The sequence below is a fragment of the cyanobacterium endosymbiont of Epithemia turgida isolate EtSB Lake Yunoko genome, from assembly GCF_000829235.1.
Lineage (GTDB): Bacteria > Cyanobacteriota > Cyanobacteriia > Cyanobacteriales > Microcystaceae > Rippkaea.
Genome location: NZ_AP012549.1, coordinates 110967 through 136064 on the forward strand (window position 1 = coordinate 110967; position 25098 = coordinate 136064).

Here is a 25098-nt window from a genome sequence, read left to right on the forward strand (position 1 = left end):
TGCCGTTTTATATAAATTAGTTATCCCTTATTATTAAGTAAGTTTTTATAGCCGTATTTAGTATCATTAGCTAATTCTTAAGATATAATTGCAAAACCTGCTTTACAAGAAGAATTAAGGAATAAGTTTCTCAGTAACAAATTAGCCTTGCCAAGGCTAATTTGTTACTGAGAAACAGAAATTTAGTTTAATGTAGCGACAACTTTAACTCCAAATTCATTCTCAAAAACTAGTTTATTATAGTTTAAATTCCACAGTTCTAAGGCACAATCATCATTAGGATCAGTAGAAAATAAATGTAAATAAAGCTTTTTGCCTTCTTTATCATACTTACATTCAACAGTTTTGACAGCTTCTATTTGCCGACTATTAAGGGCAACAGCTAAGCGTAAAATTAGACTTAGTTGTCTAACTATTTTTTTATGAGTATCCGACAACTTACTATAGGGCTCATGTTTTTTCTTAGGGATACTTTTACGATGATAACGAGCCACATTGGCAATAGTTTCTAATTCAAGTTCTGTAAACCCTAATAGTTCTGCATTACGAATCAAATAATAAGAGTGTTTATGATAAGCAGAATGACTAACATATAAACCACATTTGTGTAGAATAGTTGCTGTCCAAAGTAACTCCCATTCTTCTATTCCCCAATTGTGAAAAATTCCTTTTAATTGCTTAAATAAACTTTGGGTAAATTGTGCTACTCTTTCACCATATTCTATATTAACTTGATACTTACTGGCAATATTATAAACACTACGATGACGTACTTTTCCCTGATAACACAATCGATCTTCAATTAACTTGTGAGTTAGCATCCAGTCAACAATCATTCCTTCACGTAATGCCCGTTCACAAACGATAATATTATCTAGTTTTAGCATGGCCATTGCTTCCATTAAAATCACTCCACCTGCCACAATAATTTCGGCACGTTTATAGGGCATACCTGAAACTTTTAACCGTTCTTTATAAGTCATGGAAACAAATTTTTTTACTAAATCTTTAACCTCTTTAAGTCCTATTTGATAACCCTGAAGACGACTAGGAACTTCTCCTAACTTTTGTAATGCATTGATAGCCACTATGGTTTCGATAGTTCCAGAAGTTCCCACCAGTTGGGGCTGTTCGTTATTACCTAATTTACGACGTAATTCATCAATCGGACGTTCAAGCATTCCCCGTATATAAGCCTGTAAATTAGCAAATTCTGTTTCACTGACAGGATCAGTAGTGATCAATTCCTCTGTTAGTCGTACCGCTCCAACTTTAATACTACTGAGAAAACGGGGCTCATGAACATCAGCAAGGATAATTTCTGTTGAACCTCCTCCAATATCAATAATGATATGAGGCTGAGTCTGAAAATTCATACCTGACAAGACTCCTAGATAGATGCGACGTGCTTCTTCATAGCCAGAAATTAGGTCAACTTGAATACCAACCTCTAATGCAACTCGTTGAATAAAATCTTGCCCATTAGGAGCTTCTCTAGTAGCACTGGTAGCAATAGCAACAATATGATCTACTTTCATACTAGTGGCTAAGTCTTTACAGCGTTTTAGAGATGCGATTGCCCGTTCTATAGCTTCTTCGGTTAACTTTTTAGTTTTTGCCTCCCGTACCCCTAGCCGAACTGCATCTTTTTCTCGGTTTATAATCGTGAAAGTGAGCAGAGTTTTATCAATTTCCACTACTATCATATGGATCGAATTTGTACCAATATCAATGGCTGCTAATAAACAAGTATTACGGCTGTCACTATTAGTAAAGTTGTAATCAAAGGATGTTGTCATAGACTCAGTTTCTCGATTCTTTTACATGAAGAAGGTTTTTGGTTAATTTATTAAACTATTTTTTTCAATAAATCAAAATCAAGCTACATAGGCATTATCTAAATATTCATATGAATAATAAAAATCTTACAATAATCCACAATTTACTTAAACAATTGACTTAAATTTAAAATAAAGATTTTGAGCACAAAGTTATATATTATCACATTATTTTCATTGAATAAATTTGAGCTCATGAGTAAAATAATTATATTAAAGAATATTTAATTACTCTATTCAAATAGATATTTTTTTTATTTATTTGTTTTTTGCATTAAGTTTTAAACTAAAATTTAATGCAAAAATATCCATATATCTGTATATAAATATTATGTAAGCATAAAGAATACTTCAAGTTAACTATTGAAATTGATTCTATTTATAGTTGAGTTAATGATAATTAAATACATTAGTAATAAAATATATTACAAATACAGCAATTTACAGATATTTATTTACGTTAGATAAAAAATTAAAAATTTAAATAAAATAGAGTAGAAACTTATTTAGTTATGTATTTAAAATGTATGCGACTAATAAAAATAGGTAATAATTAAAAGTAATTTATATTACTAAAGTTTATAAGATAAGTAAAAAAATAAGATAAATAAAATTTATATATTTAATCATAAAACATTGATGCACTATATAAAACTAGATTTTAAATAAAGATAATAGTATAAAAGTACTCAAGAAATATTAGAGATATTAAAAGTAGGACTTAATACAAAAAATAAACTAAAACTAAATTAACTTAAATTAATTACTTTAGTAGTTAGTGAATACATTGTAATTATTTTACTTAGAATTATAAGATAACCTTCTTAAAAATATATGAGATATTTAATTATTAACTTTAATATCTTAATAAGAAAAGTAAAAAATTACTAAAAATAAATTTTATAGATAAATAAATATTAAAAAATAAGTACTCTCTTATAAAGAAAGCTTATTTAGATGATTTTTAAATTAAATAAAATTTCTACTAATTTTAGAAAATTAATATTTATTTTTACCAATAATAGAAATCAAAATTTTATATTCTAATTACCACTCAATAAAACATGCAAATAAAATATATAGAGATAAAAATTTTAATAAATTAAAATTTTTATTAAAATGATGAATATTTTTTAGAGATATACTTTATATATAGAAGGCTATTGATCTATAAAATAATTTATACTCAGGAGGCTCTTTTAAATATAAAAATATATTTTTTAAAAAAATAAGATAAAAATTATTAAATACTCCTTTAATAGTGAAGTAAATAATCTGATTATTAGAATTAAATAGACAACAATAAAAACCTTTAAAATTTAAGTTAATTAACTCAAATTTTAAGTTATCATCTATGACCAGTAGAGTTAGATTGACAAGTAGATATTTTAGAGATAGAAGTAAGTAGATTTAACAAATACAAAAATTAGACTTAAAACAAAATTTAGTGAATCAAGATAGAGCTTAATAAATACCATAAAAATATGGTATATACATTTACATTCCAGCCTAAAATAATAAAGATTTTAAAATAAAATAATAAATAGCTTTCGATTTTAAGTCTTAGAACCTATAAAAATAAAAAAGTAATATAGATTAAAATAATAGATCGAGCTAATTATATCAAATATTTTGATTAGTTTTACGTGCTAAGATAATAAAATACGAATTTAACTATTTATAGAAATAAATTAGATAATCTGAATAGGTTTTAAAAACCTATTCAGCAAGAGTTATAGTTTATTTAAATTTTTAAAAAATAACTTGACAAAATTACTCATCTTAAAGGAAATCAAAATAGTTTAGAAGTGTCTATGAAGATAGAATATAAAAAAATAAATTAATTTAATTTATAATGTAATATAAACATACTTTTATACTCAACTGATAACATTAGTAGGTTTATTTTGAATAATAAACCTACTAAAAAATATTAAAAAATAATAATTAAAAAAATATTCTGTTATTATATGTCAATTTTTTTATTCATTTATATTAAATAAATATTCTAATACATAGAGTGTTAAATATTTTCTGAGCACATCTTTTCTGAATTTTATGGTAACTTTTATAATAGAAAAGTTATAAATAATTAGCCTAATTTATTTTATGGTCACTTTTTCTCAATCAACTTCTGAACCTACTTGGCTAAAGATTATTCGACTCTTGCGGTGGAATAAACCGGCTGGAAGGTTAATTTTAATGATTCCTGCACTATGGGCAGTTACTTTAGCATCTAAAGGAAATCCTTCTTTACCATTAGTGGGGATAATTATTTTAGGAACTTTAGCTACCAGTGCGGCAGGTTGTGTTATCAATGATTTGTGGGACAGAAATATTGATATTTACGTAGAAAGGACCTGTACCCGTCCTTTGGCAGAAAAGTCTTTATCCGTAAAAGTAGGTATTATTGTTGCTTCTATTGCTCTAGGATGTGCAATGATTTTATCCTTGTATCTTAATCATTTAAGTTTTTGGCTCTGTGTCGCTGCGTTGCCTGTGATTATTGGTTATCCTTTAGCTAAGAGAGGGTTTCCTTTTCCCCAATTAATTTTATCCATAGCGTGGGGGTTTGCTGTTTTAATCAGTTGGACGGCAGTGACAGCTCGATTAGAGCTTTCTACTTGGATATTATGGGGAATAACGGTATTCTGGACATTAGGATTTGATACAGTTTATGCTATGTCGGATCAGGAAGATGATAAAAAAATTGGAATTAATTCTAGTGCCTTATTTTTTGGATCTTATACGGCTAATGCCGTAGGAATATTTTTTACAATAAGTGTTGGTTTATTATCTTATTTAGGAATAATTTTAAAACTTAAAGTTGTATTTTGGATTACTGTATTTATTGCTCTAGTAGGTTGGACAGTTCAATATTTTTACCTCCGTTTAAAAAATATCCCTAGATCTGTATATGGAGAAATTTTTCTTCAGAATGTTATATTAGGTTTTCTCTTATTACTGGGAATGGTGTTCGGTTAATCTTTTGCTTTAAATTCTGTGTAAACAGTATTTAAAAAATTAGTATCGTAAAATTACGAATAAATTTTTGTATTGTCTTTATCATTAATCTTCTATAAATATCTTCTAGACAAACTTCAACAATTAATCAATAACACTGTTAAAATTCTTTTAGACGGTTCAAAAATTTGTGATTAACTATTTACCCTAAAGTCTTTAATATAAATAGCCTAGTATTCTTTAATCCTTTACTACTTCAATAACTATGATAAACTCTCTTTTCGATTAAATTTTTTAAATTAATATCTGTTCAGGATATCATTTTTATAAAATTCAATAAACTTCTTATATATTCTTTAATGTGGAGTATTTTTCCTGCTCCACATTAAAGAATGTTCTAATAAACTTCTCAGTCACTTGCAGCAATAAGGATAGGGTTTATTAAGTATTAGTATTTGCTTCTTTAAATATAAGTCCTCAAGCAGTAGTCATCCCTAGGGATATATCTTATTGCTCAAGGAAATGACATCCATAATGTCCAACAGTAAAGAGGCTAACTTATTAGACATTTCTTCAATCCGTAATCTTTCTTGATAAAGCGAAAGAAAAAACTTAGATATAGACTAGATAATATGGTGATATTAAGATTTTTGAATAAAGTAAAAAAGATAAATTTAGCCAAAACTATAGACGAAACTTCAACATAAAGAACACTATAAATTTTTATTATGAAAGTAATTTCAGTTTAAAAATATTTAATAAGATAGTTTTTAGTACTTTTTTGTTAAGTCCTAAACTTCTACTTTATGAAAGTTAAGCAGTAATTTTTTAGTTTACAAACAAATAGTGTAGATTCCTTCAAACTTGTAAGATTTATTATATTTTTTAGCTACCATTTATTTGGCAATAGAAAGATTAACTCTAATAAAAGCTAAATTTTGGGTCAATTTTGTTAGGTCAAGAATCTTAAAACTATATTCTTAATACTGCTTAAGAACATAATTTTTTCTACTCGGTTAAAGAAAGTAAACTACCTCTAGTTTTTGCTTCAACAAAAGTTTTGATAAAGTCACGATATCCTGAACAGATGTTTAAAACAAAATCGGATTTTCAGACATTTTTTGGCAATTAGGTAAGAACATTAATTACAGCCATCTTAACTATCAATTTATCTGAATTATCAAAACCTCTCAAAGCTCTGGCTATTGTATTGGATTTCCACCTAAATTCCTGAAACAACCTTCACAAAACCTAGAATAATTAGTGGCAGACCTAACTCTAACAATCGTTAATATACAACAGTAATAGAATATGATGTAACACTTCAGTAAAAACTTATATCAGCCAGATTTTATATCTAAAAGTGACCTTTACAGAATGGCGGGAGGCGGATTTGAACCACCGACCTTCGGGTTATGAGCCCGACGAGCTACCAGACTGCTCTATCCCGCGTTGCATTTACGAGTATAGCAGAAAGTATAAGCTTATGGCAAGTTATTTACTAAATAATTTTAAATCATAGATAATTCCCCAATGACTTCAAGACGTTTGTAGTTACTAAGGCTCACAAATTTTTTAGCCAAGGTTTCGACTATACTAGGAACTATCCAACCCATACTTCGCAACAAATGAAGAGCTGTGGCATATTTAGCTCGTTTTGAACCGTCTATCACTTTAATAGCTAATCCCATTCCCTGTCCTACACGACCAACACATTGAATGCCTTCAGCCCCAGATTTACTGACGAGTTCTCCTTCAGTCAAACGCATTAATTCTGTATCAAAGGCTCCTTCCCCAGCTATCATTTTTGGGTAGTAAGTCATTGCTCGAACAATTCTTTCTAAATCTAGGTTATTCCCCGATGCTAACTGAGCATATAAATGAGCCATTTGACTAAGTTTTATAGAGTAGGTGGGAGCTCCACAATCATCATAGGCACTGATCAATTCTGCCCCTGGCATAGCTAACAACTCACCAATTTTGTCTAGGATTAAGTATTGTACAGGGGAAGATTTTTTAAGGTAGGTATTAAGAGGCCAGTTGCGTTGTTGACAAATAGCTAACATTGCAGCGTGTTTCCCTGAACAATTGTGCTGTAAAGAACTTTGATATCCTTTAGGAATAGGGCATTGCAACGCACTAGGGTCAATATTAGCCCGCCACAGTATATTGAAAACTTGTCGTGCCTGTTCAACTGTCCCTTGGTGAGAGCTACAAATAACTGCTAAATCTTTATCATTTAGCTCATAGCGTTCTAGGGTTCCAGTGGTAACTACAGCTATGGATTGAAAGGGCTTTAGAGCTGAACGAACAAATGCTGTGGTCTCAGAATTTCCGGCGACTGATAAGAGTCTTCCACGAGCATCACAAACCGTTGCTTCAACTTGATGAGCTGACTCAACAATGCCTTCCCGTAATAAATGAACTTTCAATTTAGGAGTATGGGTGCGTGTTCCTCTAGTCATTCGATTCTAAAGTTTAAGGTTGTGGGTTGGTATTGGGTGTGTCGAAATGTTATTGAGACAACCACATCATGATATTACCAATGATTGTATCTACGACAATTATTTCTATAAGAGTCAGAGGTTGTAGAATTGAGTCTACTTGGTTAGGAAACAATCAGACGATCATGAGTTAACATTTTTGGAAGTTTAAACCAAGTTTGTCCGTCATACCATCTTGACTTTTCATAAAAAATAATCTTTTTTTTATGCGATCGCCCATGTAACACCAGCTTAACCCCAATTGTATGACGACTAGGGTAACCATTAACCCCACCCCTAGGTTATTTATTGCACAGTATAAATAACCTAGGGGATATTTGAGGAGAAAACCTAGCTGTAGTGATCGGACTAACTAATATTTATTTAAATAGTCCTACATAAGTAATTTTTCGCTAATAGAATTCTTTTTCTATAGTTGCTAATGGACAAAAAACACAATTTTTTTAAGTCTTCGTATTCCTTAATTGACTGCCGTTCGGCAGGAATGGGACAGATATTTATGGACAATTCCCTCATAATAATTATAGCTTCTAACTAGAATAATTCAATACGTTTAGCATGACCCCAGAAAGCTTCTAAATTATAAAATTTTCGTTCTTCAGGCAGAAGAATATGAACGATTACATTTCCATAATCTTGGAGGATCCAAGTCCCTTGTCGTTTTCCTTCAATGCGTAAAGGGGATTGTCTACAGGTCTGATCAACTTTTTCTTCAATCGCATCGGCAATTGCTTTGACTTGAGTAGTAGAAAATCCAGTAGCAATAATGAAGTAGTCACTTAGGTAAGAAATCTCTGTTACTTTCAAAATAACAATATCATCGGCCTTCCGGTCGTCGGCTGCTTGGACGATCGCCCAGATGAGGGTTTGTTTTTTGGGATCAGTGAAATTATGTGTCACCGTTAAAGTTAAGGTATTTTCTGAGAAAGATGGTTTGTAATTTATCATTAAGGGTTATTTTATCTTAGACCTTCAATTATTCATAATTTAAGCAAAATTAGAGTGTTAATTATTTTTCTTGACTGGAGTAAACTCTATTTTTGTTTGAGACAATACCTAACAGCGAGTTGAATGGCTCTTAGACGAATATCAATGATAGCCATCCCAATTAAGCTTTTTAAGAAAAAGTTACAGGTTTGCTGCACGCTTCCATAAAAGTCTCGCCAACCGAACACAATGCATAGTCTTAGATTCTAGCGTATTTTCCTGATTGTATTTTAAGATATTAGCTAAACAATACGGCACACATTTGAAAACTACCTAAAGTAGGATTACTTGATAGTTATCAACATCTTTTCATCTTTTACTCTAAATTGTTCTTTAGCTATGACTATATTTGTTTCTTCCAATGAACAATAGTTTAGATCAAAAACATAATTTAGCCAAATTATACATTAACCTTGCGATCGCTGCTTTCAAGGAGCTAACTTAATAATAATTAAACAATTTAATCTACATACACTCTTCACTTAAAATTAGATTCTAAACAATGGAGAGTAAGTAATTGTTTTTTAGCCTCAAAATTACCTTTACTCACATACTTATCTGTCATTATTTGATCATTAAATTTGTTTTACACTCCGTATTACAACTAATTCACTATAATAAATTTTTAAATTTTACTAAAGAAATTACAGTCATATTTTTTAAGGTCATTGTAGAATTTTACTAAGTTATCAAAACCTACCTTAATTTTAATAATTAAATAATTTATTTTTTATATAAAAATCATTCAAAAGCAACCTCTATCTTAACTAATATTTAAATAGTTTTACATGATTTAATCAATAATTTTATTTAGTTTATTTTTTAAAAATTTATTAATAAATTTTTGTGAATTTTTGGGGTAATAAAAACTAATTTTTACTACTCTCCTAAAATTTTTTATAAAAATAAATATGATTAATAATCATTTACGCTATCATGGTATAAATTTCAGAGTTATAGCAATAAAGTAAAAAATATTTAATCAAGTAGATTAAGTGTAATTATAGCTATATTCGTTGTTAATACAATACTATTTAACTAGTATATTGTCAATATAATATGATTTTAAATATTAGATTAGCTATGTTCAATTAATACCATTTAACTTGGATTTGTTAAGATTATTTTTTGCCAAGAACTATATAGTAATAATCACAGTATTTAAACGGCAAGATAGATGATAATAATTAGAAAATAAAGATTTATTTTACAAAAGTTTTTATTTAATTTTGTTTAGCGTTCATCTGACTTTGATCTTCTGATATAATTACAAACCTTTTATGTAGTTTATTGGTAGTTCTATCAGCAATATATCAGAGGAGTTTAAAAATTTGTATTTCCCAATAATAAATTGTTATCATCCATTCTTCAGTCCGGTTGAGTTTGGGAGCTTGAATAACATAAAGAACTTTTTGATTGTCTGATTTTATCTTATAATCTTCCTAGGGCTTGATAAACGATAACTAACCATATTTCAATTCCTGAGCGGGATAGCAAGTTAATTAATTCGGTTGCTTCTCCGAGATTTTGTATACTCAGATGATATTGAATCAGTCATACTCAATCTAGTCCTACTTGATATTTAAGTTGTAATTATCCTTGGTTTAGAACAGTCATAACATTAACAGTTTTTAAAGTAAACAATTTCAAACTGAATAATTGTACAACTATAGTCATTAAGCTATGGTATTAAATAGTTATATGTATTATTCAAACTATAGAGAGTTATTGATAACTAGAACTTAGATACTCAACGATTAAACTATATTATCTTGAATAAGATTGAACAATTTATCTGATAGTCACTGGAGAATTGTTGACTGAAAAATCATCAACAGAAACAAGATAGATATGAGAATGCTGGCGTAACTAACGATTTTTTCTAAGATAAAAAATTTAAAAACAAATACATAATAAATTACATTAAACAATGATCATTAAAATATGATAAATTAAACGAATCTAATTTTCTAGATATAGAAATATATACAATTGATGTTTTTGACATTTATTTAAAGCTGCTTATCTGTGATAACTGTTATCTTTTTCTTGCAATATAAATTTTTCTCAGTTAATTAACGCCATAGTTTTGTTATAAAAATTTAATTTACTCTTAATTTATTAATATTCAGATTAAACTCAAAAAAATAGAGAATTTTACTTTCATTCCCCAAGTAAAAATAAAACAAATACTCGCTTTAAATTGCCGTTTTAGACAGAAATCTCAAAAAAATCACTTTTATACTAACTAATCAACTGTGATAATAATTTAATCATAGATTTTGTTCTCTATTGACCACTCTAAAAAGAAATTTTTATTTACAAGTCTACCCAGACGTTAGAACTCTCATTAATATAGGTGATAACAGTGATATAGATTCACAATACATGAAAAAGAGTATTGCATGGTTGGTAGGGAGTTTAAGTGTCTTGGAAATCATGACCACCATTGGGGCTTTAGCAAATTCTATAGGCGAAGCGGGAATTAATGCTGAAAGGTTACACAAAGACCCTTACAATCTAACGGGACGTAAAATTGCTATTGGTCAAGTGGAAATTGGCCGACCTGGACAATTTGGGTTTGATAAAATTGCTGCCTGGAATCCAAAGATTAATTTAGCAGGAGTCTATTTCCGCAACAATTTTGTTAAACCTAACAATAATTTAGATAACCATGCAGCAATGGTGGCAACAATGATGGTGAGTCAAGATAAACGGATACCTGGAGTTGCTCCAAAGGCTAGACTATACGCCTCAGCTGTTGGTGAGCTTAAACGAGGAGGACAACCCGAAGAATGTTTAGCCAGTCAACACGTAGCTCAACAAAATGGTGGTGATGTTCGGGCGATTAATTTTAGTTTTGGGGAATCTTTACAACGAGATCCTAGAGAAAATGCGAGGCTTGATGGCAATGCTTTGTTGACTCAATGTATTGATTGGTCTGCAAGGGTTCATGACGTTCTTTATGTAATTGCCGGCAATCAAGGGGAAGGAGGTATTCCTATTCCGACAGATCATTACAATGGAATTACTACTGCTTATACGACTAAACAAAAAGGGAAATTTACTAAGGTTGATTTTGCGAATTTAAGCGCGCTTCCGGTAGGAATTGGTCGGCGTTTGATTAGACACGAAATTAATACAGGACTAAGGCGAGCAATTAGTTTAGTCGCCCCAGGAAATAAAATTATTCTATATGATCTGTCGGGAAAAATTAATGAGGTCAGTGGGACAAGTTTTGCTGCCCCCCATATTACGGCTTCGGTGGCTTTACTCCAGGAATTTGGTGATCGCCAACTACGAGAAAAAAAAGCTAATTGGAGTTTAGATTCCCGTCGCCATCAAGTTATGAAAGCTGTCTTGCTCAATTCTGCTGATAAATTGCAAGACCACGGCGATGGTTTATTACTAGGTATGGTTCGTACAGTTTTAAGTAAAAAAAATCAAACCTGGTTAAAATCTGATGCCTATCGCGACCCAAAAACCCCTTTAGATATAGAGATGGGAACAGGACATCTAAATGCCTTTCGGGCTTATCAACAATTTAGTGCGGGTCAATGGAAACCTGATAAGGCAGTATCTTCTTTAGGTTGGAATTATGATACGATCACTTATAATGAACATCATGATTATGTAATAAAAACCCCATTAAACAAAGGAAGTTATGTTGCTATTACCCTTGTTTGGGACCGTCATGTTGAGTTGAATGATACTAATAGAAATAAGCGATATAATTTAGGCGAAACATTCCGTAATCGTGGCTTAAATAATTTAGATTTATATTTAATGCCAGCAACAGGTAAAAATATTTCTCAAAATATCTGTTCTTCTATCAGTAAAGTAGACAACATTGAACACATTTTTTGTCAAGTTCCTAATACCGGATCATACAAAATTCGAGTTCAATATCCCCAACCCCTAAATCAACATAAACAACCTTATGGGTTAGCTTGGTGGAGTGCTTCTTTGACGTCCTTTCCACAGTAGGTTTTCTTGAGTAAGTTCAACTATTACCATTGACTGACAATGTACAATTCAAATTGGTGGACTTTAATAGCCTAATTTTGGGAAGATTCTTAAACTCTGATTATGAATAATGGCAAAAATTAAGTAAGGGTCATTCGTGCCTCAGGAGATAATTATATCTAAGACTAATTTAGAGAACAATAAATATTATTTGTGCTGAGACTAATGACCGTATTGACATAGAGCTGGTAATGACCTAGTTTTACTAAACTGTACTGAATAATCTTTTGCTTACCAAGACTAAGATCATTAGCTATCATAAAATTATCGAAAAAAGATGAAATTAAATTATTTTCCATTAGCTTAAAATTTGGGGTTTTTTGAAAAACTCAGGATATTTATTGAGACAGCTTTAACACAATGATTAAAGCCTTTAGATTTCAAAAAAAACCATCCTCAGCTTAATTTAATTACCGCAAATATAAACAAGTTATCATCTCGAGAAGTTTCCACTTTAAAAGCGGCAGTAGAAGTAATTCGCCACCGCTATAAGTTGGGTTTAATAATCTAGACAATTATTCGATAAACCGTCATCAATCTGTAGTCTTTGCTAACAAATCTTCCTTGTTTTCGCTGGATATAACTTTGACTTTGCCATCTGCATCAATGTCCACTAATGCAGCATCTCCTTCACTAACTCGGCCTGAAAGAATTTCCTCAGCTAAGATATCTTCAAGGAGACGCACAATGGCACGACGTAAAGGTCGTGCACCATAAGCGGGGTTATATCCTTCTTCGACCAAACGTTCTTTGAACTTTTCGGTAACATTTAAAGTAATGTTTTTATCAGTCAACCGAGCAAAGACTTCTTTAAGAAGAATTTCAGAGATTTCCTTAACTTCATTTTTATCCAATTGACGGAAGACAATAATTTCATCGAGACGGTTGAGGAATTCGGGACGAAAGTAATTCTTCAATTCTTCATTAACTAAAGCTCGAATACGATTATATTGAGCCTCTGTCTTATTCTCTTCAAACTCAAATCCGAGTCCACCACCACCTTTTTCGATCACTTTAGATCCGATATTAGAAGTCATGATCAACAAGGTATTTTTAAAGTCTACTGTACGACCCTTAGCGTCAGTAAGCCGACCGTCTTCTAGGATTTGTAAAAGCATATTGAATACGTCAGGGTGTGCTTTTTCAATTTCGTCAAAGAGAATTACTGTATAGGGACGGCGGCGCACTGCTTCGGTTAACTGTCCCCCTTCGTTGTAACCCACATATCCAGGAGGAGAGCCAATTAACTTAGATACTGTATGGCGTTCCATATATTCGGACATATCCAGACGGACCATGGCATCTTCCGAACCGAAAAAATAAGCAGCTAATGCCTTGGTTAACTCAGTTTTACCTACTCCAGTAGGTCCAGAAAAAACAAAACTAGCAATCGGACGGCCAGGGTTTTTCAGACCAACTCGCGCCCTGCGAATCGCCCGTGACACTGCTTTCACTGCATCTTCTTGACCGATTAAACGCTGGTGTAGTGTATCTTCCATGTGTAGCAGCTTTTCGGATTCACTTTCCGTCAGTTTATTCACTGGAACTCCAGTCCAAGAAGCTACAATATGGGCGATTTCCTCTGAATCTACAAAGGGGTCATCGCTATCTCCTTCTGTTTTTTTTGCCGAGGAGATTGACCGAATTTCCTCTTTAATTTCCATTTCACGATCACGGAGCTCTCCAGCCTTATCAAAGTCTTGAGCTCGGACTGCATCGTCTTTTTGTTTAAGGATAGAACGAAGCTCTTTATCAAGTTCTTTGGCTGCGGGAGGTAATTGGGAATTAATTAACCTTACTCGTGATCCTGCTTCATCAATGAGGTCAATCGCTTTATCAGGAAGATAGCGGTCCGAAATATAACGATCAGAGAGCTTAGCAGCAGCTTCCAGAGCTTCATCAAGTATCTTTAATTTATGGTGTTGTTCATAACGTTCTCGTAACCCATAGAGAATCTCAATGGTTTCGTCAACAGAGGGTTCACCCACCATAACTGGTTGGAAGCGACGCTCTAGGGCTGCGTCCCGTTCGATATGTTTTCGGTATTCATCGAGAGTGGTAGCCCCGACACACTGCAATTCCCCCCGTGCTAGAGCTGGTTTAAGAATATTAGCTGCGTCAATTGCCCCTTCAGCTGCCCCTGCACCGATAAGAGTATGTACTTCGTCAATCACTAAAATCACATTTCCAGCCTGACGAATTTCGTCCATAATCTTTTTAAGACGTTCTTCAAATTCCCCACGATATTTAGTTCCGGCTACTAACAAGCCGATATCGAGGGTGACTACTCGTTTTTCTTCAAGAATATCAGGAACATCTTTGGTAGCGATACGTTGAGCGAGACCTTCAGCAATTGCGGTTTTTCCTACTCCTGGTTCTCCAATTAAAACGGGATTGTTTTTGGTTCTACGACCAAGAATTTGAATCACCCGTTCAATTTCTTTATGTCGTCCTACTACGGGATCAAGTTTTCCTTCTCCAGCCATATTGGTCAGATTAGAACCAAATTCGTCAAGAGTTGGAGTTTTATTAGATCGTCCGGATGGACCTCCGCCAGCAGCTACTTCAGCCGTTTCTCCAAGTTGTCGTATCACTTGAGTCCGGACTTTAGACAAGTCTACTCCTAAATTTTCAAGAACCCGTGCGGCTACCCCTTCTCCTTCACGAATTAACCCTAGGAGGAGGTGTTCGGTTCCAATATAGTTATGTCCGAGTTGCCGAGCTTCTTCTAATGAGAGTTCAAGAACTCTTTTAGCTCTTGGTGTGAAAGGAATTTCGACGGCGACAAACCCTGAACCACGGCCAATAATTTTTTCGACCTCAACGCGAGCGTCTTTAAGGTTGATACCCATCGACTTAAGAACCTTGGCTGCCACTCCAGTTCCTTCACCAATTAGCCCCAGAAGAATTTGCTCCGTCCCGACAAAGTTATGTCCAAGACGGCGGGCCTCTTCTTGAGCCAGCATTATGACCTTGATAGCTTTTTCTGTAAAGCGTTCAAACATGATTTATTTGTCCATCACCTGCTGCTTTCCCTTGTAAGCTGATTTTAGCACTCAATATCCTAGGGAATAATCTAAAAACTTTCTTAAATTTTTTTAACTGATTAATTATCTTGATTCCTATTCATTAGATTAGGGTTACTATATTCATTTGTTTTTTCCACTTATATCATCATCACCTCCTTCTAATGATAGTTGCCAACTAGATTGACTGAGACGATCACTGATATGTGACCACCAATGGGACAAATCTTCTCGAAATCGGGGATGGTTTAAATGCCCTCGCCATAAAATCAAGGCATCCTTTCCGGTTTTTTGATAATAGCCTTTGCGCCTTCCAGCCAGTTGAAAGCCAATTTTTTGATAAACGGCGATGGCTGACTGATTGGAAACTTGCACCTCTAAGGTAGCACGTTCTAGATTACAGTTAACGGCTTTTTTTAACAAACTGTAAAGCAATAGTTGTCCTAGTCCTTGTCCTTGATAGTTGGGGTGGATCATTAATAATACAATATGAGCTTCTTCTAAAATTGCCCAAAAACAACCGCAACCAATAATGGAATTGGATTCTAGAGATAAAACTAATAAGCTACTATCTGGGTTATCTAGTTCTCGCTGGTAACCTTTTTTTCTCCATAATCCTCCTAAACACGCACGATCTAACTCAACTAATTGAGTTAGTTGGTTATAGTGGGGCGTGTTTAGTAAGATAAGACGTGAGAAAACCATTATAAATTATCAATTTAGACTAAAAGGTAGTTGTGATGCAAGATAAAGTGGTTGGGCAAATAACGACTAAGTTATAGAGGTAAAAGTTACAATAGTCCAAGTAGTTTCTCAATATTTCTTAGAAGACGATATGTTTATATTCAACTGCTTAGAAACTTTTTTAACTAAATACCTACTATATTCTAAGTTCTCGTGATACGTTTTTGATAATCAAGATCAATTATAATTAATAGTACGATTAAACTAAACTAATTACTGTGAAGATAAAAGATTAATAACAATTTGAGCAGATTACTAAAAGAGTTATCTAAATTAAATTTTGTAAAATCTAATTTAGATAACAGAATTTGAAAAGTATTTTATTAAAATAGGATTAAATTTAATTAAATAATACCTTCTGATCAATTAAGTTGAATATCCATTGCCTGGATATAGCTAGGTAAGATAATTTCTACATATTTAAATAACTAATTTTTTTAAAACCCTCACTAAATATATATTACTTATTTGCTAGATATAAAACTAGGATACAGTTATTCCCAATTTTAGATTGTATATTCAACCTCTATTAAAAGACTCATCCATAAAATTCATAAACATATATTTCAATCAATTGCATCTTTTTTCCCTTTTTAAAATTATTACACTCTATTATATATATCATCTCAAGTATTTTTTATTAGTTAATATAATTTAAGGGTATTTCACTAAATTTGATTAACTTTATTCATAAAAGACTCCTAATAATGAAAATAAAAGTTATTAGTTTAGAGGGTAAAAACTTTAAAATAACATAAATCTAGGTGTAAGAAAATAATTAAATTAGCATTTAATTATTTTCTTACACCTAGATTTTTATTACTAATGGTTTATTGATTTATAAAAAGAGACTGATCCTGAAATATTAATTACTCATAAATAATGAATTTATATTTTCTATTTAAAATAAAAGTATAAACATTGTTAATTCTTATGTTATGTTACAGTAACAAATAATTTGATTTAACCTTTATTTTTTTCTCTCTATATTGGAGTATCTTATTTGCAAGGCTCTCATAATAATTTTACTACCAAATTTTAAACAATCTAAATAAATCCCCATTTTATATCTGAAACTAAAATACTTAGTTTTATATAAAAAAATACAAAAAGTCTGTAGTTAATATTAGAATTAAAATAAGACTAGAAGCAAATAACTCCTTATTACTATTTATTATATAAGTTATATTATATATGAAAATATTTTACGTCATAAAAACCTATTTTTATATACCTTATATTTTTAAGGGACTTTCTATATATAAATCAATAAGAAATACCTAAAAATTAAATATTCTTAATATTATTAGTTAAGGTTAATCTTTAAATATATTTAAAATTTTTAAAGACTATCAAGTCTACGAATTTGACTAAACTTAATGCTGTTTCCTCCGTGAAAGCTATATGATGTTTACTTATTCTGAAATATTTACAGACATGACAATTCCTACACTTTAGTTAAGTATTTAAATTGAGTTATAACTTTTTTGATTCTCTAACTATACATCTATTTAATTTCTTAATAAGTTTATCTGCTTTAATATAAAATTAAGGTACCTATATCTAATATTTTTTTGTAGAGATAAGTGTAACAAATGTAATTTTATCTAAAAGTTTCTGTTTATTTAATACAAACAACAGATAAGTAGTTGAAACTAGGATCTCTTTTTTATTTTCTAAATTTTTATAGCAGTTTTGATAAAAATAACTAATAGTTAAACATGCTTTATTTGGTAAAAATTTACATATAATTAATTTATTTTCTAGTTAAAAACTATTTTTATAAAAAACCTATATAAGTATAAATTACTTTTTTACCGATTCCACAGTTATGTTGACATTATGAAGACATTTATTACCGATAATATAAGCTGTATGAACGGATCCATTATATCAACTAATACTGAATCTTTTTATAGAGCAACTAAAATTTCAAGGTAAAAATTCGCTTTGAATATTTAAATCTAGACCATCGTGATACGAAAAATAAAATTTTCATTTCACTTAAGGCTGATCATTCTATATTTCACTATTGACAGATTCCACCTCAGTGAACTTTCAATACAAACTTCTGTCAAAAAATATAAATAATATTAGAGATAATTAAGCAATTTTAACTGATAATAAGGAGAACAATTACAAGAAACCCAGTTAACGCATAACTATGACGATTAATCAAGGAGAAACCATAGCTGCGATTGCTACGGCTATTGTCCCCCAACAAGGTAGCATCGGGATTGTGCGTCTATCGGGAAACGAGTCCCTAAGCATCGCCAAAACTTTGTTTTATTCCCCTGGAAAACAACTTTGGGAAACCCATCATATTCTTTACGGTTACATTCGCCATCCTCAAACTAAACAGGTGATAGACGAAGCTCTTCTACTATTAATGTTAGCTCCTCGTTCTTATACTCGTGAGGATGTTGTAGAATTTCATTGCCATGGAGGCATGATTCCTGTGCAGCAGGTTCTACAAGCATGTTTAGAATTAGGAGCAAAACTAGCACAACCTGGACAATTTACTCTGCGAGCATTTCTTAACGGTAGAATCGACTTAACCCAAGCTGAGAGTATAGCAGACTTGGTGGGAGCACGCTCCCACCAAGCATCTCAAATGGCATTAGCTGGGTTGCAAGGAAAACTAGCAAAAACAATACATCAACTCCATGATAGTTGTTTAGATATTCTTGCAGAAATAGAAGCTCGAATTGATTTTGAAGATGATTTACCCTCTTTAAATAACAGATTAATTATTGAGAGGTTAGAAAAAATTTTAGAGAAATTACAGGATATTTTAGTCACAGTCAATCAAGGAGAATTACTCCGTAGTGGGATTAAAGTCGCTATTGTTGGTCGTCCCAATGTGGGAAAGTCAAGTTTATTCAATGCTTGGAGTCAGTGTGACCGTGCTATTGTTACCAACTTACCAGGAACCACTAGAGATATAGTAGAATCACAGTTAGTGGTGGGAGGAATTCCTGTCCAAGTATTGGATACTGCCGGAATTCGAGACACTGTGAATACAGTTGAAAAAATAGGAGTTGAACGATCACGTCGTGCCGCGGGTCATGCTGACCTTGTGTTGCTAACCATTGACGCCCAAGCAGGATGGACTGTTGAGGATCAAGAAATTTATCAACAAGTAAACCACCGTCCCTTAATTTTAGTTATTAATAAAATTGATTTAGGAACAATAGAATCAATACAATTGCCCTCAACAATAAAACAAATTGTTAAAACAATCGCTACAGAAAATCAAGGAATTGAAGCTTTAGAAAAAGCTATATTAGCATCGATTAAAATTCAAAAAATAACAGTAGTTGATTTAGATTTAGCTATTAATCAACGGCAAGCAGCAGCCTTAACTCGTGCTAAACTTGCTTTAGAACAAGTACAAAAAACTATGGCTAATCAATTACCTTGGGATTTTTTAACAATTGATCTACGTGTTGCCGTTAAAGCATTAGGAGAGATCACTGGAGACGAAGTTACAGAATCAATTTTAGAAAGAATTTTTAGCCGGTTTTGTATTGGCAAGTAATAATAACACTTAACTTTATTTATAAAATTTAGCAAGTAAATAGTTCTAAATTAATGTAAAAAATAAATAATTTTATTTTTAAATTTTTACGGTCAAGCAATCTAAGAGTGAATATCTAATACTTATATTTATATCTTTCAGAGTAATTTTCCTAAGTAGATTATATTGATTTTTAAATATTTTTATAAAAATATTTAAGCTCTTATTTAATATGATCTGCTTTCTATTCTGTTTAGTTTGAGACTCTAAGTCAGTAGATAAGTATAATAATTATTGAAAATAATTATTATACTTATTCTTTTTTTATTTGGAATATTTTTTAGTTTAATCAGAACTCTTTGTCTAAAATAATGCTACTTTTTGGGAGTCTTTATTAAAAGGGCATATTACATACTTTCTTTAAATTCTCAACTTTATACGTTTATTTAACTATCAGGTTCCTATAACGAAAAATAGATATTTTAGTAAACTTGTGTACTGGTTTGTTAAATAAGACGATAATTGTTATACAGAAATCTACTCAATCATTAATCATCAGTTAATCAAAAATTTATCTGCGTCAGTGTTATTTTTGTATTTATTCCCTGACCACCGTAATAGAATGGGAAAAGAGATATGAACCTTTGACAGTTAACCGTACGTATAACTTGAGTGAAACAATCCTTAGATCCGTCTCCATTAAACTTAGATAAGCTTTTCCCCTTTGAACTAGATGAGTTTCAACAAGAAGCGATCACAGCCCTGACAGAGGGAAAGTCTGTTGTTATCTGTGCACCTACAGGTTCAGGGAAGACCGTTATTGGGGAATATGCAATTTACCATGCCTTAGAAAGAGGTAAGCGTGTTTTTTATACTACCCCCTTGAAAGCTCTTTCAAATCAAAAATTTCGTAATTTTCAAGATCAATTTTGTCCAGAGTTGGACCAAGAGGAGCAAAACTTAGTAGGGTTAATAACGGGAGACATAGTGATTAATGCTAATGCCTCCATCGTTATTATGACCACTGAGATTTTCCGTAATATGCTTTACCGAACCCCTATCGGACAGGTAGGAACGTCTCTAGAAAACGTGGCTACCGTGATTTTAGATGAGTGTCACTATATAAGCAATCAAGATCGCGGAACAGTCTGGGAAGAATCTATTATTTATTGTCCTCCTACTATCCAATTGGTCGCTCTGTCGGCTACTATCGGTAACCCTAAGGATCTTACCAATTGGATAAATCAAATCCGAAAAACTGCCCCGGGTATTGACTTAAATACTGATACAGTCAGTCTGTGTAAGTTGATTAATTCTAATTTTCGTCCCGTTCCTTTGAGGTTTTACTTTAGTAGTAAAACGGGACTTTCTTCGCTCCTTAATCAGAAACAAAATGCTCTCAATCCTTGTTTAAAATCTAAGGGACAACAAAACCAAAAAAGGCGACTTAAACGTGAAGATTGTCCCAATCTAATAACAGTAATTAGACAACTCTATCAAGAAGACTTACTTCCTGCTATCTATGTTATTTTTAGTCGTCGAGGGTGCGATCAATCAGTACAGAAACTTAACAGTTTAACCTTAGTTTCTTCAGAAGAATCTCACGCTCTACAATATAATCTATTAACCTTTTTTCTTTCCAGAAATCTTCCCCTTCAAGAAAACCTACTTCAGGTGGTTCAAATTGAAAATCTTCCCCTATACCAACCATTATTAAACTTTTTATCTAATCTATCTTATGATGCCGATTTGTTTGATTATCTAAGAAAAGATGAAGAAGCAAAAATCTATTTATTTCAATTATTAGCTAAAAAGTGTCAATTAGTCAGAGGTGACCAACTTGAACCTCTAACCAGAGGCATTGCTGCCCATCATGCGGGAATTCTTCCTGTTTGGAAGGAATTAGTAGAGCAGTTGTTTGAGGCAGGTTTAGTTAAAGTGGTGTTTGCCACTGCAACCTTATCAGCAGGAATTAACATGCCAGCGCGAACTACGGTGATTTCTGCTCTTTCCAAACGGACCGATACTGGACATAGCATGTTGAGACCATCCGAATTTTTACAAATTGCTGGGCGGGCAGGACGACGAGGAATGGATAAGGTAGGTTATGTAATAACGGTCCAAACCCCCTTTGAAGGAGCAAAAGAAGCTGCTTATCTAGCAACTGCCGACTTGGAACCTCTAAAAAGTTGCTTTACTCCATCCTATGGCATGGTTTTAAATCTTTTGCAAAAACAGACTTTAGAGGAAGCCAAACACTTACTGGAGAGAAGTTTTGCAGAATACCTGGCCCAATTAGAATTAGAACCTGAAAAGCGGAATATTGCCAGTTTGACTACTGAATTAACAAAAGTGGATATTGATTTAGCAGGACTGACAGAAACCGATCTCTTTACTTACGAGAAACTTAAGGCTCGTCTTAAAGAAGAACAGCGATTGCTGAAAATTCTACAACAGCAAGCAGAGAAAACCCATAGACAAAAAATATCCCCTCAATTGGATAAGTTGAATTTGGGAGCTCTTTTTTATCTCAAAGGAAACCGTCTAAAATTGCGCAGTCCTCACTTAGCCGTATTAGTAGCAATTTTGCCTGGCTCAGGAAAGTCTTATGATTATCTATGTTTAGGGGAAGATAACTATTGGTATAGAGTAAAACGTAACGATGTAGTCGATATCAGTGAAACTTATCTCCCCCTTAATGTAATTAAGGAGCTAAATTTGCCCGACCTTGATACTCTTCCTTTCGGCAAAAGTCATAAAGGTGATGAGAATTGTGCAAAGATCCACAGTCAAATACGTGACCATGCTTTTTCGTTGAAGCTCGCCCCGGAGTTAATCGAGCAACAGCAACGTATTAATAACATTCAAGAGAAAATAGACAGTCATCCCTTTTCCCAACAAAAAAATCCGACTCGTTTACTAAAACTACACCGTCAACGCTTGAAACTCCGAGAACAACTCCATATTAGCCATGTCAGATTTCATAAACTCCAGTCTCGTCAATCCTATTATTGGGAAGAATTCCTTAATTTAATCGATATTTTAAGAGAGTTTAAAGCATTTAATGGTCATGAACCCACGACTCTAGGGCAAGTTTGCGCTACCATTCGAGGAGAAAACGAACTTTGGTTAGGACTGGTAATTATGTCTGGATCCCTCGAAGGTTTAGAGTCTCATCATCTGGCTGCTGTGGTGAGTGCCTTAATCACTGAAACCTTGCGCCACGACACTTGGACAAATTACTCCCCATCTCCAGAGATTTTAAATGTTTTTAATTATTCAGATGAAAACAAAGTAAGTTTGAGAGAAATTCGTCGTCTCCTTTGCGAATCTCAATCTCGGTATGATATCACTATTCCAGTGTGGTTAGGGTTGGAATTGACAGGAGTAATTGAACAGTGGGCTTTAGGGACAGACTGGCAGGAATTGTGCAATAATACGAGTCTTGACGAAGGGGACTTAGTGCGCTTGTTGCGACGAACTATCGACCTTCTTTTGCAAATTCCCCAAATTCCAAATATTTCTAGATATCTCAAGAGATCTGCTAAGGACGCCGTGACTAAACTTAAAAGATTTCCAATTTAGGTTTACAAGTTTTAATATGCGAAGTCTTTTTATAAACAGATCTCTATGCTGAGCCATCGCTGAAATTTTAAGAGTTATGATTAGAATTTCGCTTCTCTTTTCCATTATATAATGGAAAAGAGAGCATCTACCTTTGGAGAGGTGGCAGAGTGGTTGAATGCGGCGGTCTCGAAAACCGTTTCTGAATTAACTCAGACGAGGGTTCGAATCCCTCCCTCTCCGCTATAGTTACAAACCGTTTTCAAGTAGACCATGTCTACCTGAAAACGGTTTGTTTATCCTAATGTTGCCAAAATATCTTGAGCGTGACTATCAGTTTTGACCTTTTCATCTACATGGTTAATTCTACCTTCATTACCTATAATATAGGTAACACGCTTAGAACGAACTCCGTCGTGTACATCGTAGGACTTAGTGATCTCTCCATCACTATCAACGAGGAGCTGAAATGGTAAGCTGTACTTTTCTTTGAACTTGCGGTGAGAGGACTGTTCATCCATACTAATTCCAAGGATAACTATTTCTTTATCCTGATACTGACTGTAATTATCACGGAAACTTTGAGCCTCTTTGGTACAACCAGGGGTATCATCCTTGGGATAAAAATACATAACAATGACTTTGCCTTTAAAATCAGATAAGGAAACAGTTTTGCCTTCATCATCTATAGTAGTAAAGTCTGGTGCAATAGTTCCAAGAGATAAAACCATAATTCCTAAGTATTTAGATTAAAAGTTTATTAGTTCCGATCATAATATCTTAAATGTTTTTTGAACACCCTTAATGATAAAAATGTTATAATTTCACCCTAAAAAATCTTTATGACTGCTTCTTCAACTGAAGTTCTAACTCCCTCAGACCTCAACTATTCTAACAAGACTCTAAAACGGGCTGAACGTGCTTTACGTTGCACTTCGTTTAAGTTATCTTTATTTGTTACCATGAGGAAAAATAGTGTGCCTCTATCTGAAATTGCTCTATCTACCGGTGTTGAAAAAAAATATACTCAAAAATTTCTTTCAGAACAACAAACCGAAACAGACTTGATATGGTTAATTACTGTGGGTATCCTACGACGGGAAGTTGATGGACAAGGGATTACCGATAGTTTTCGTTTGACTCCCTTAGGACGGAAAGTTATCCTTAAATGGGAAAGTGAAGGCAAAGAAGTGTCTAAAGCTTTGTGGTGGGATCGTATCGTAGATAACTTAACCCGTTGGATTCGTTTTTTCTTATTTTAAAGATACAAAAAGTCATTGGCCTAGCTGGACACAAGTATTATGTCCTTAATACTAGGTTAAACTTATTTATGAACTCTATAATCCTACTAGGAACAACATCCCACGCTGGAAAATATTTTCTCATTGCGGCTGGCTGGCTATTTGTCGAATTTTAGTTCGTCAAAGATGGCGTGTTACCCCATTTAAGGGACAAAATATGGCATTGAATACCTACTCCTAATGGCAGGGAAATTGGACCCGCCTAAGCAGTACAAGCCTGGGCGGCTAAAATAACTCTTACAGTCGAAATGAATCTCATTTTACTGAAACCTCAAGGAAATATGATTTTTTAAGTCATTATAAAGGAAAATATGATAGGAACAACTCATGCAGCTGAATCTTATGAAAGGTATTTTGATTAAGAATGGAATGCTATTACATCATATCTTGAGCGTTTAAAAACAAGATGTGACGTGATCGTCTGTGAAGGTACCGGTAGTCCTGCTGAAATAAATATAAAATGGGATTTAGCGAATGAATATGCAAGTTGCTCGCTATTTAAACGCAGCAATCATTTTGGTAGTTGATATTGATCGCGGAGGAGCGTTTGCCCATGTGGGAAGACATTACAACTTCTTGAACCTAAAGAAAGGGCATTAATTAATGGTATTATTACCAATAAGT

General features: G+C 32.7%; 13 protein-coding genes and 2 tRNA genes. 6 read left to right on the forward strand and 9 right to left on the reverse strand.

Annotated features, from left to right (window positions below; genetic code table 11):
- Positions 1-182: 182 nt before the first annotated feature.
- A complete protein-coding gene (locus ETSB_RS00300; RefSeq protein WP_044105571.1) occupies positions 183-1799 on the reverse strand; it encodes a Ppx/GppA phosphatase family protein in 1617 nt (538 codons plus the stop codon).
- 2148 nt (positions 1800-3947) lie between these two features.
- On the opposite strand from ETSB_RS00300, the gene ETSB_RS00305 reads away from it, so the two are divergent.
- On the forward strand, positions 3948-4823 hold the full coding sequence (locus ETSB_RS00305) for a 4-hydroxybenzoate solanesyltransferase (protein ID WP_044105574.1): 876 nt from the start codon (positions 3948-3950) through the stop codon (positions 4821-4823).
- Positions 4824-6180: 1357 nt separating this feature from the next.
- Here the strand turns inward: ETSB_RS00305 and ETSB_RS00310 are convergent.
- The 5 genes from ETSB_RS00310 to ETSB_RS09790 form a co-directional block, all read right to left on the reverse strand.
- A tRNA-Met gene (locus ETSB_RS00310) sits at positions 6181-6254 on the reverse strand.
- Between the two features lie 59 nt (positions 6255-6313).
- Entirely contained in the window at positions 6314-7267 is a 954-nt protein-coding gene (locus ETSB_RS00315) for an asparaginase (protein WP_044105577.1), read from the reverse strand.
- Positions 7268-7410: 143 nt separating this feature from the next.
- Entirely contained in the window at positions 7411-7533 is a 123-nt protein-coding gene (locus ETSB_RS10755; RefSeq protein WP_171816364.1) for a CGLD27 family protein, read from the reverse strand.
- 307 nt (positions 7534-7840) lie between these two features.
- Positions 7841-8254, reverse strand: a complete 414-nt coding sequence (rsfS, locus tag ETSB_RS00320; RefSeq protein WP_044105580.1) for a ribosome silencing factor — start codon at positions 8252-8254, stop codon at positions 7841-7843.
- A gap of 86 nt (positions 8255-8340) precedes the next feature.
- A complete protein-coding gene (locus ETSB_RS09790) occupies positions 8341-8481 on the reverse strand; it encodes a hypothetical protein (protein WP_171816365.1) in 141 nt (46 codons plus the stop codon).
- 2200 nt (positions 8482-10681) lie between these two features.
- Here ETSB_RS09790 and ETSB_RS00325 point away from each other — a divergent pair.
- Positions 10682-12280 carry a S8 family serine peptidase gene (locus tag ETSB_RS00325; RefSeq protein WP_044105583.1) on the forward strand — a complete coding sequence of 533 codons (1599 nt, stop codon included), beginning with the start codon at positions 10682-10684 and terminating at the stop codon, positions 12278-12280.
- A gap of 572 nt (positions 12281-12852) precedes the next feature.
- Here ETSB_RS00325 and ETSB_RS00330 read toward each other — a convergent pair.
- Together ETSB_RS00330 and rimI are read right to left on the reverse strand one after the other, a co-directional pair.
- On the reverse strand, positions 12853-15324 hold the full coding sequence (locus tag ETSB_RS00330) for an ATP-dependent Clp protease ATP-binding subunit (protein ID WP_044105586.1): 2472 nt from the start codon (positions 15322-15324) through the stop codon (positions 12853-12855).
- Between the two features lie 144 nt (positions 15325-15468).
- On the reverse strand, positions 15469-16050 hold the full coding sequence (rimI, locus tag ETSB_RS00335; RefSeq protein ID WP_044105589.1) for a ribosomal protein S18-alanine N-acetyltransferase: 582 nt from the start codon (positions 16048-16050) through the stop codon (positions 15469-15471).
- A gap of 2203 nt (positions 16051-18253) precedes the next feature.
- On the opposite strand from rimI, the gene mnmE reads away from it, so the two are divergent.
- The 3 genes from mnmE (at position 18254) to ETSB_RS00350 (ending at position 23416) form a co-directional block, all read left to right on the forward strand.
- Positions 18254-19630: a tRNA uridine-5-carboxymethylaminomethyl(34) synthesis GTPase MnmE gene (mnmE, locus tag ETSB_RS00340; RefSeq protein WP_044105592.1), complete on the forward strand. Its 1377-nt coding sequence runs from the start codon at positions 18254-18256 to the stop codon at positions 19628-19630.
- Between the two features lie 651 nt (positions 19631-20281).
- Positions 20282-23194: a DEAD/DEAH box helicase gene (locus ETSB_RS00345; RefSeq protein ID WP_044105595.1), complete on the forward strand. Its 2913-nt coding sequence runs from the start codon at positions 20282-20284 to the stop codon at positions 23192-23194.
- A 135-nt stretch (positions 23195-23329) separates the two neighbouring features.
- Positions 23330-23416, forward strand: a tRNA-Ser gene (locus tag ETSB_RS00350).
- A 53-nt stretch (positions 23417-23469) separates the two neighbouring features.
- On the opposite strand, the gene ETSB_RS00355 is transcribed toward ETSB_RS00350, so the two are convergent.
- A complete protein-coding gene (locus tag ETSB_RS00355) occupies positions 23470-23904 on the reverse strand; it encodes a peroxiredoxin (RefSeq protein ID WP_044105599.1) in 435 nt (144 codons plus the stop codon).
- Positions 23905-24015: 111 nt separating this feature from the next.
- Between ETSB_RS00355 and ETSB_RS00360 the strand changes: the two genes are divergently transcribed.
- Entirely contained in the window at positions 24016-24435 is a 420-nt protein-coding gene (locus tag ETSB_RS00360) for an Npun_F0494 family protein (protein WP_044105602.1), read from the forward strand.
- Positions 24436-25098 lie beyond the last annotated feature (663 nt).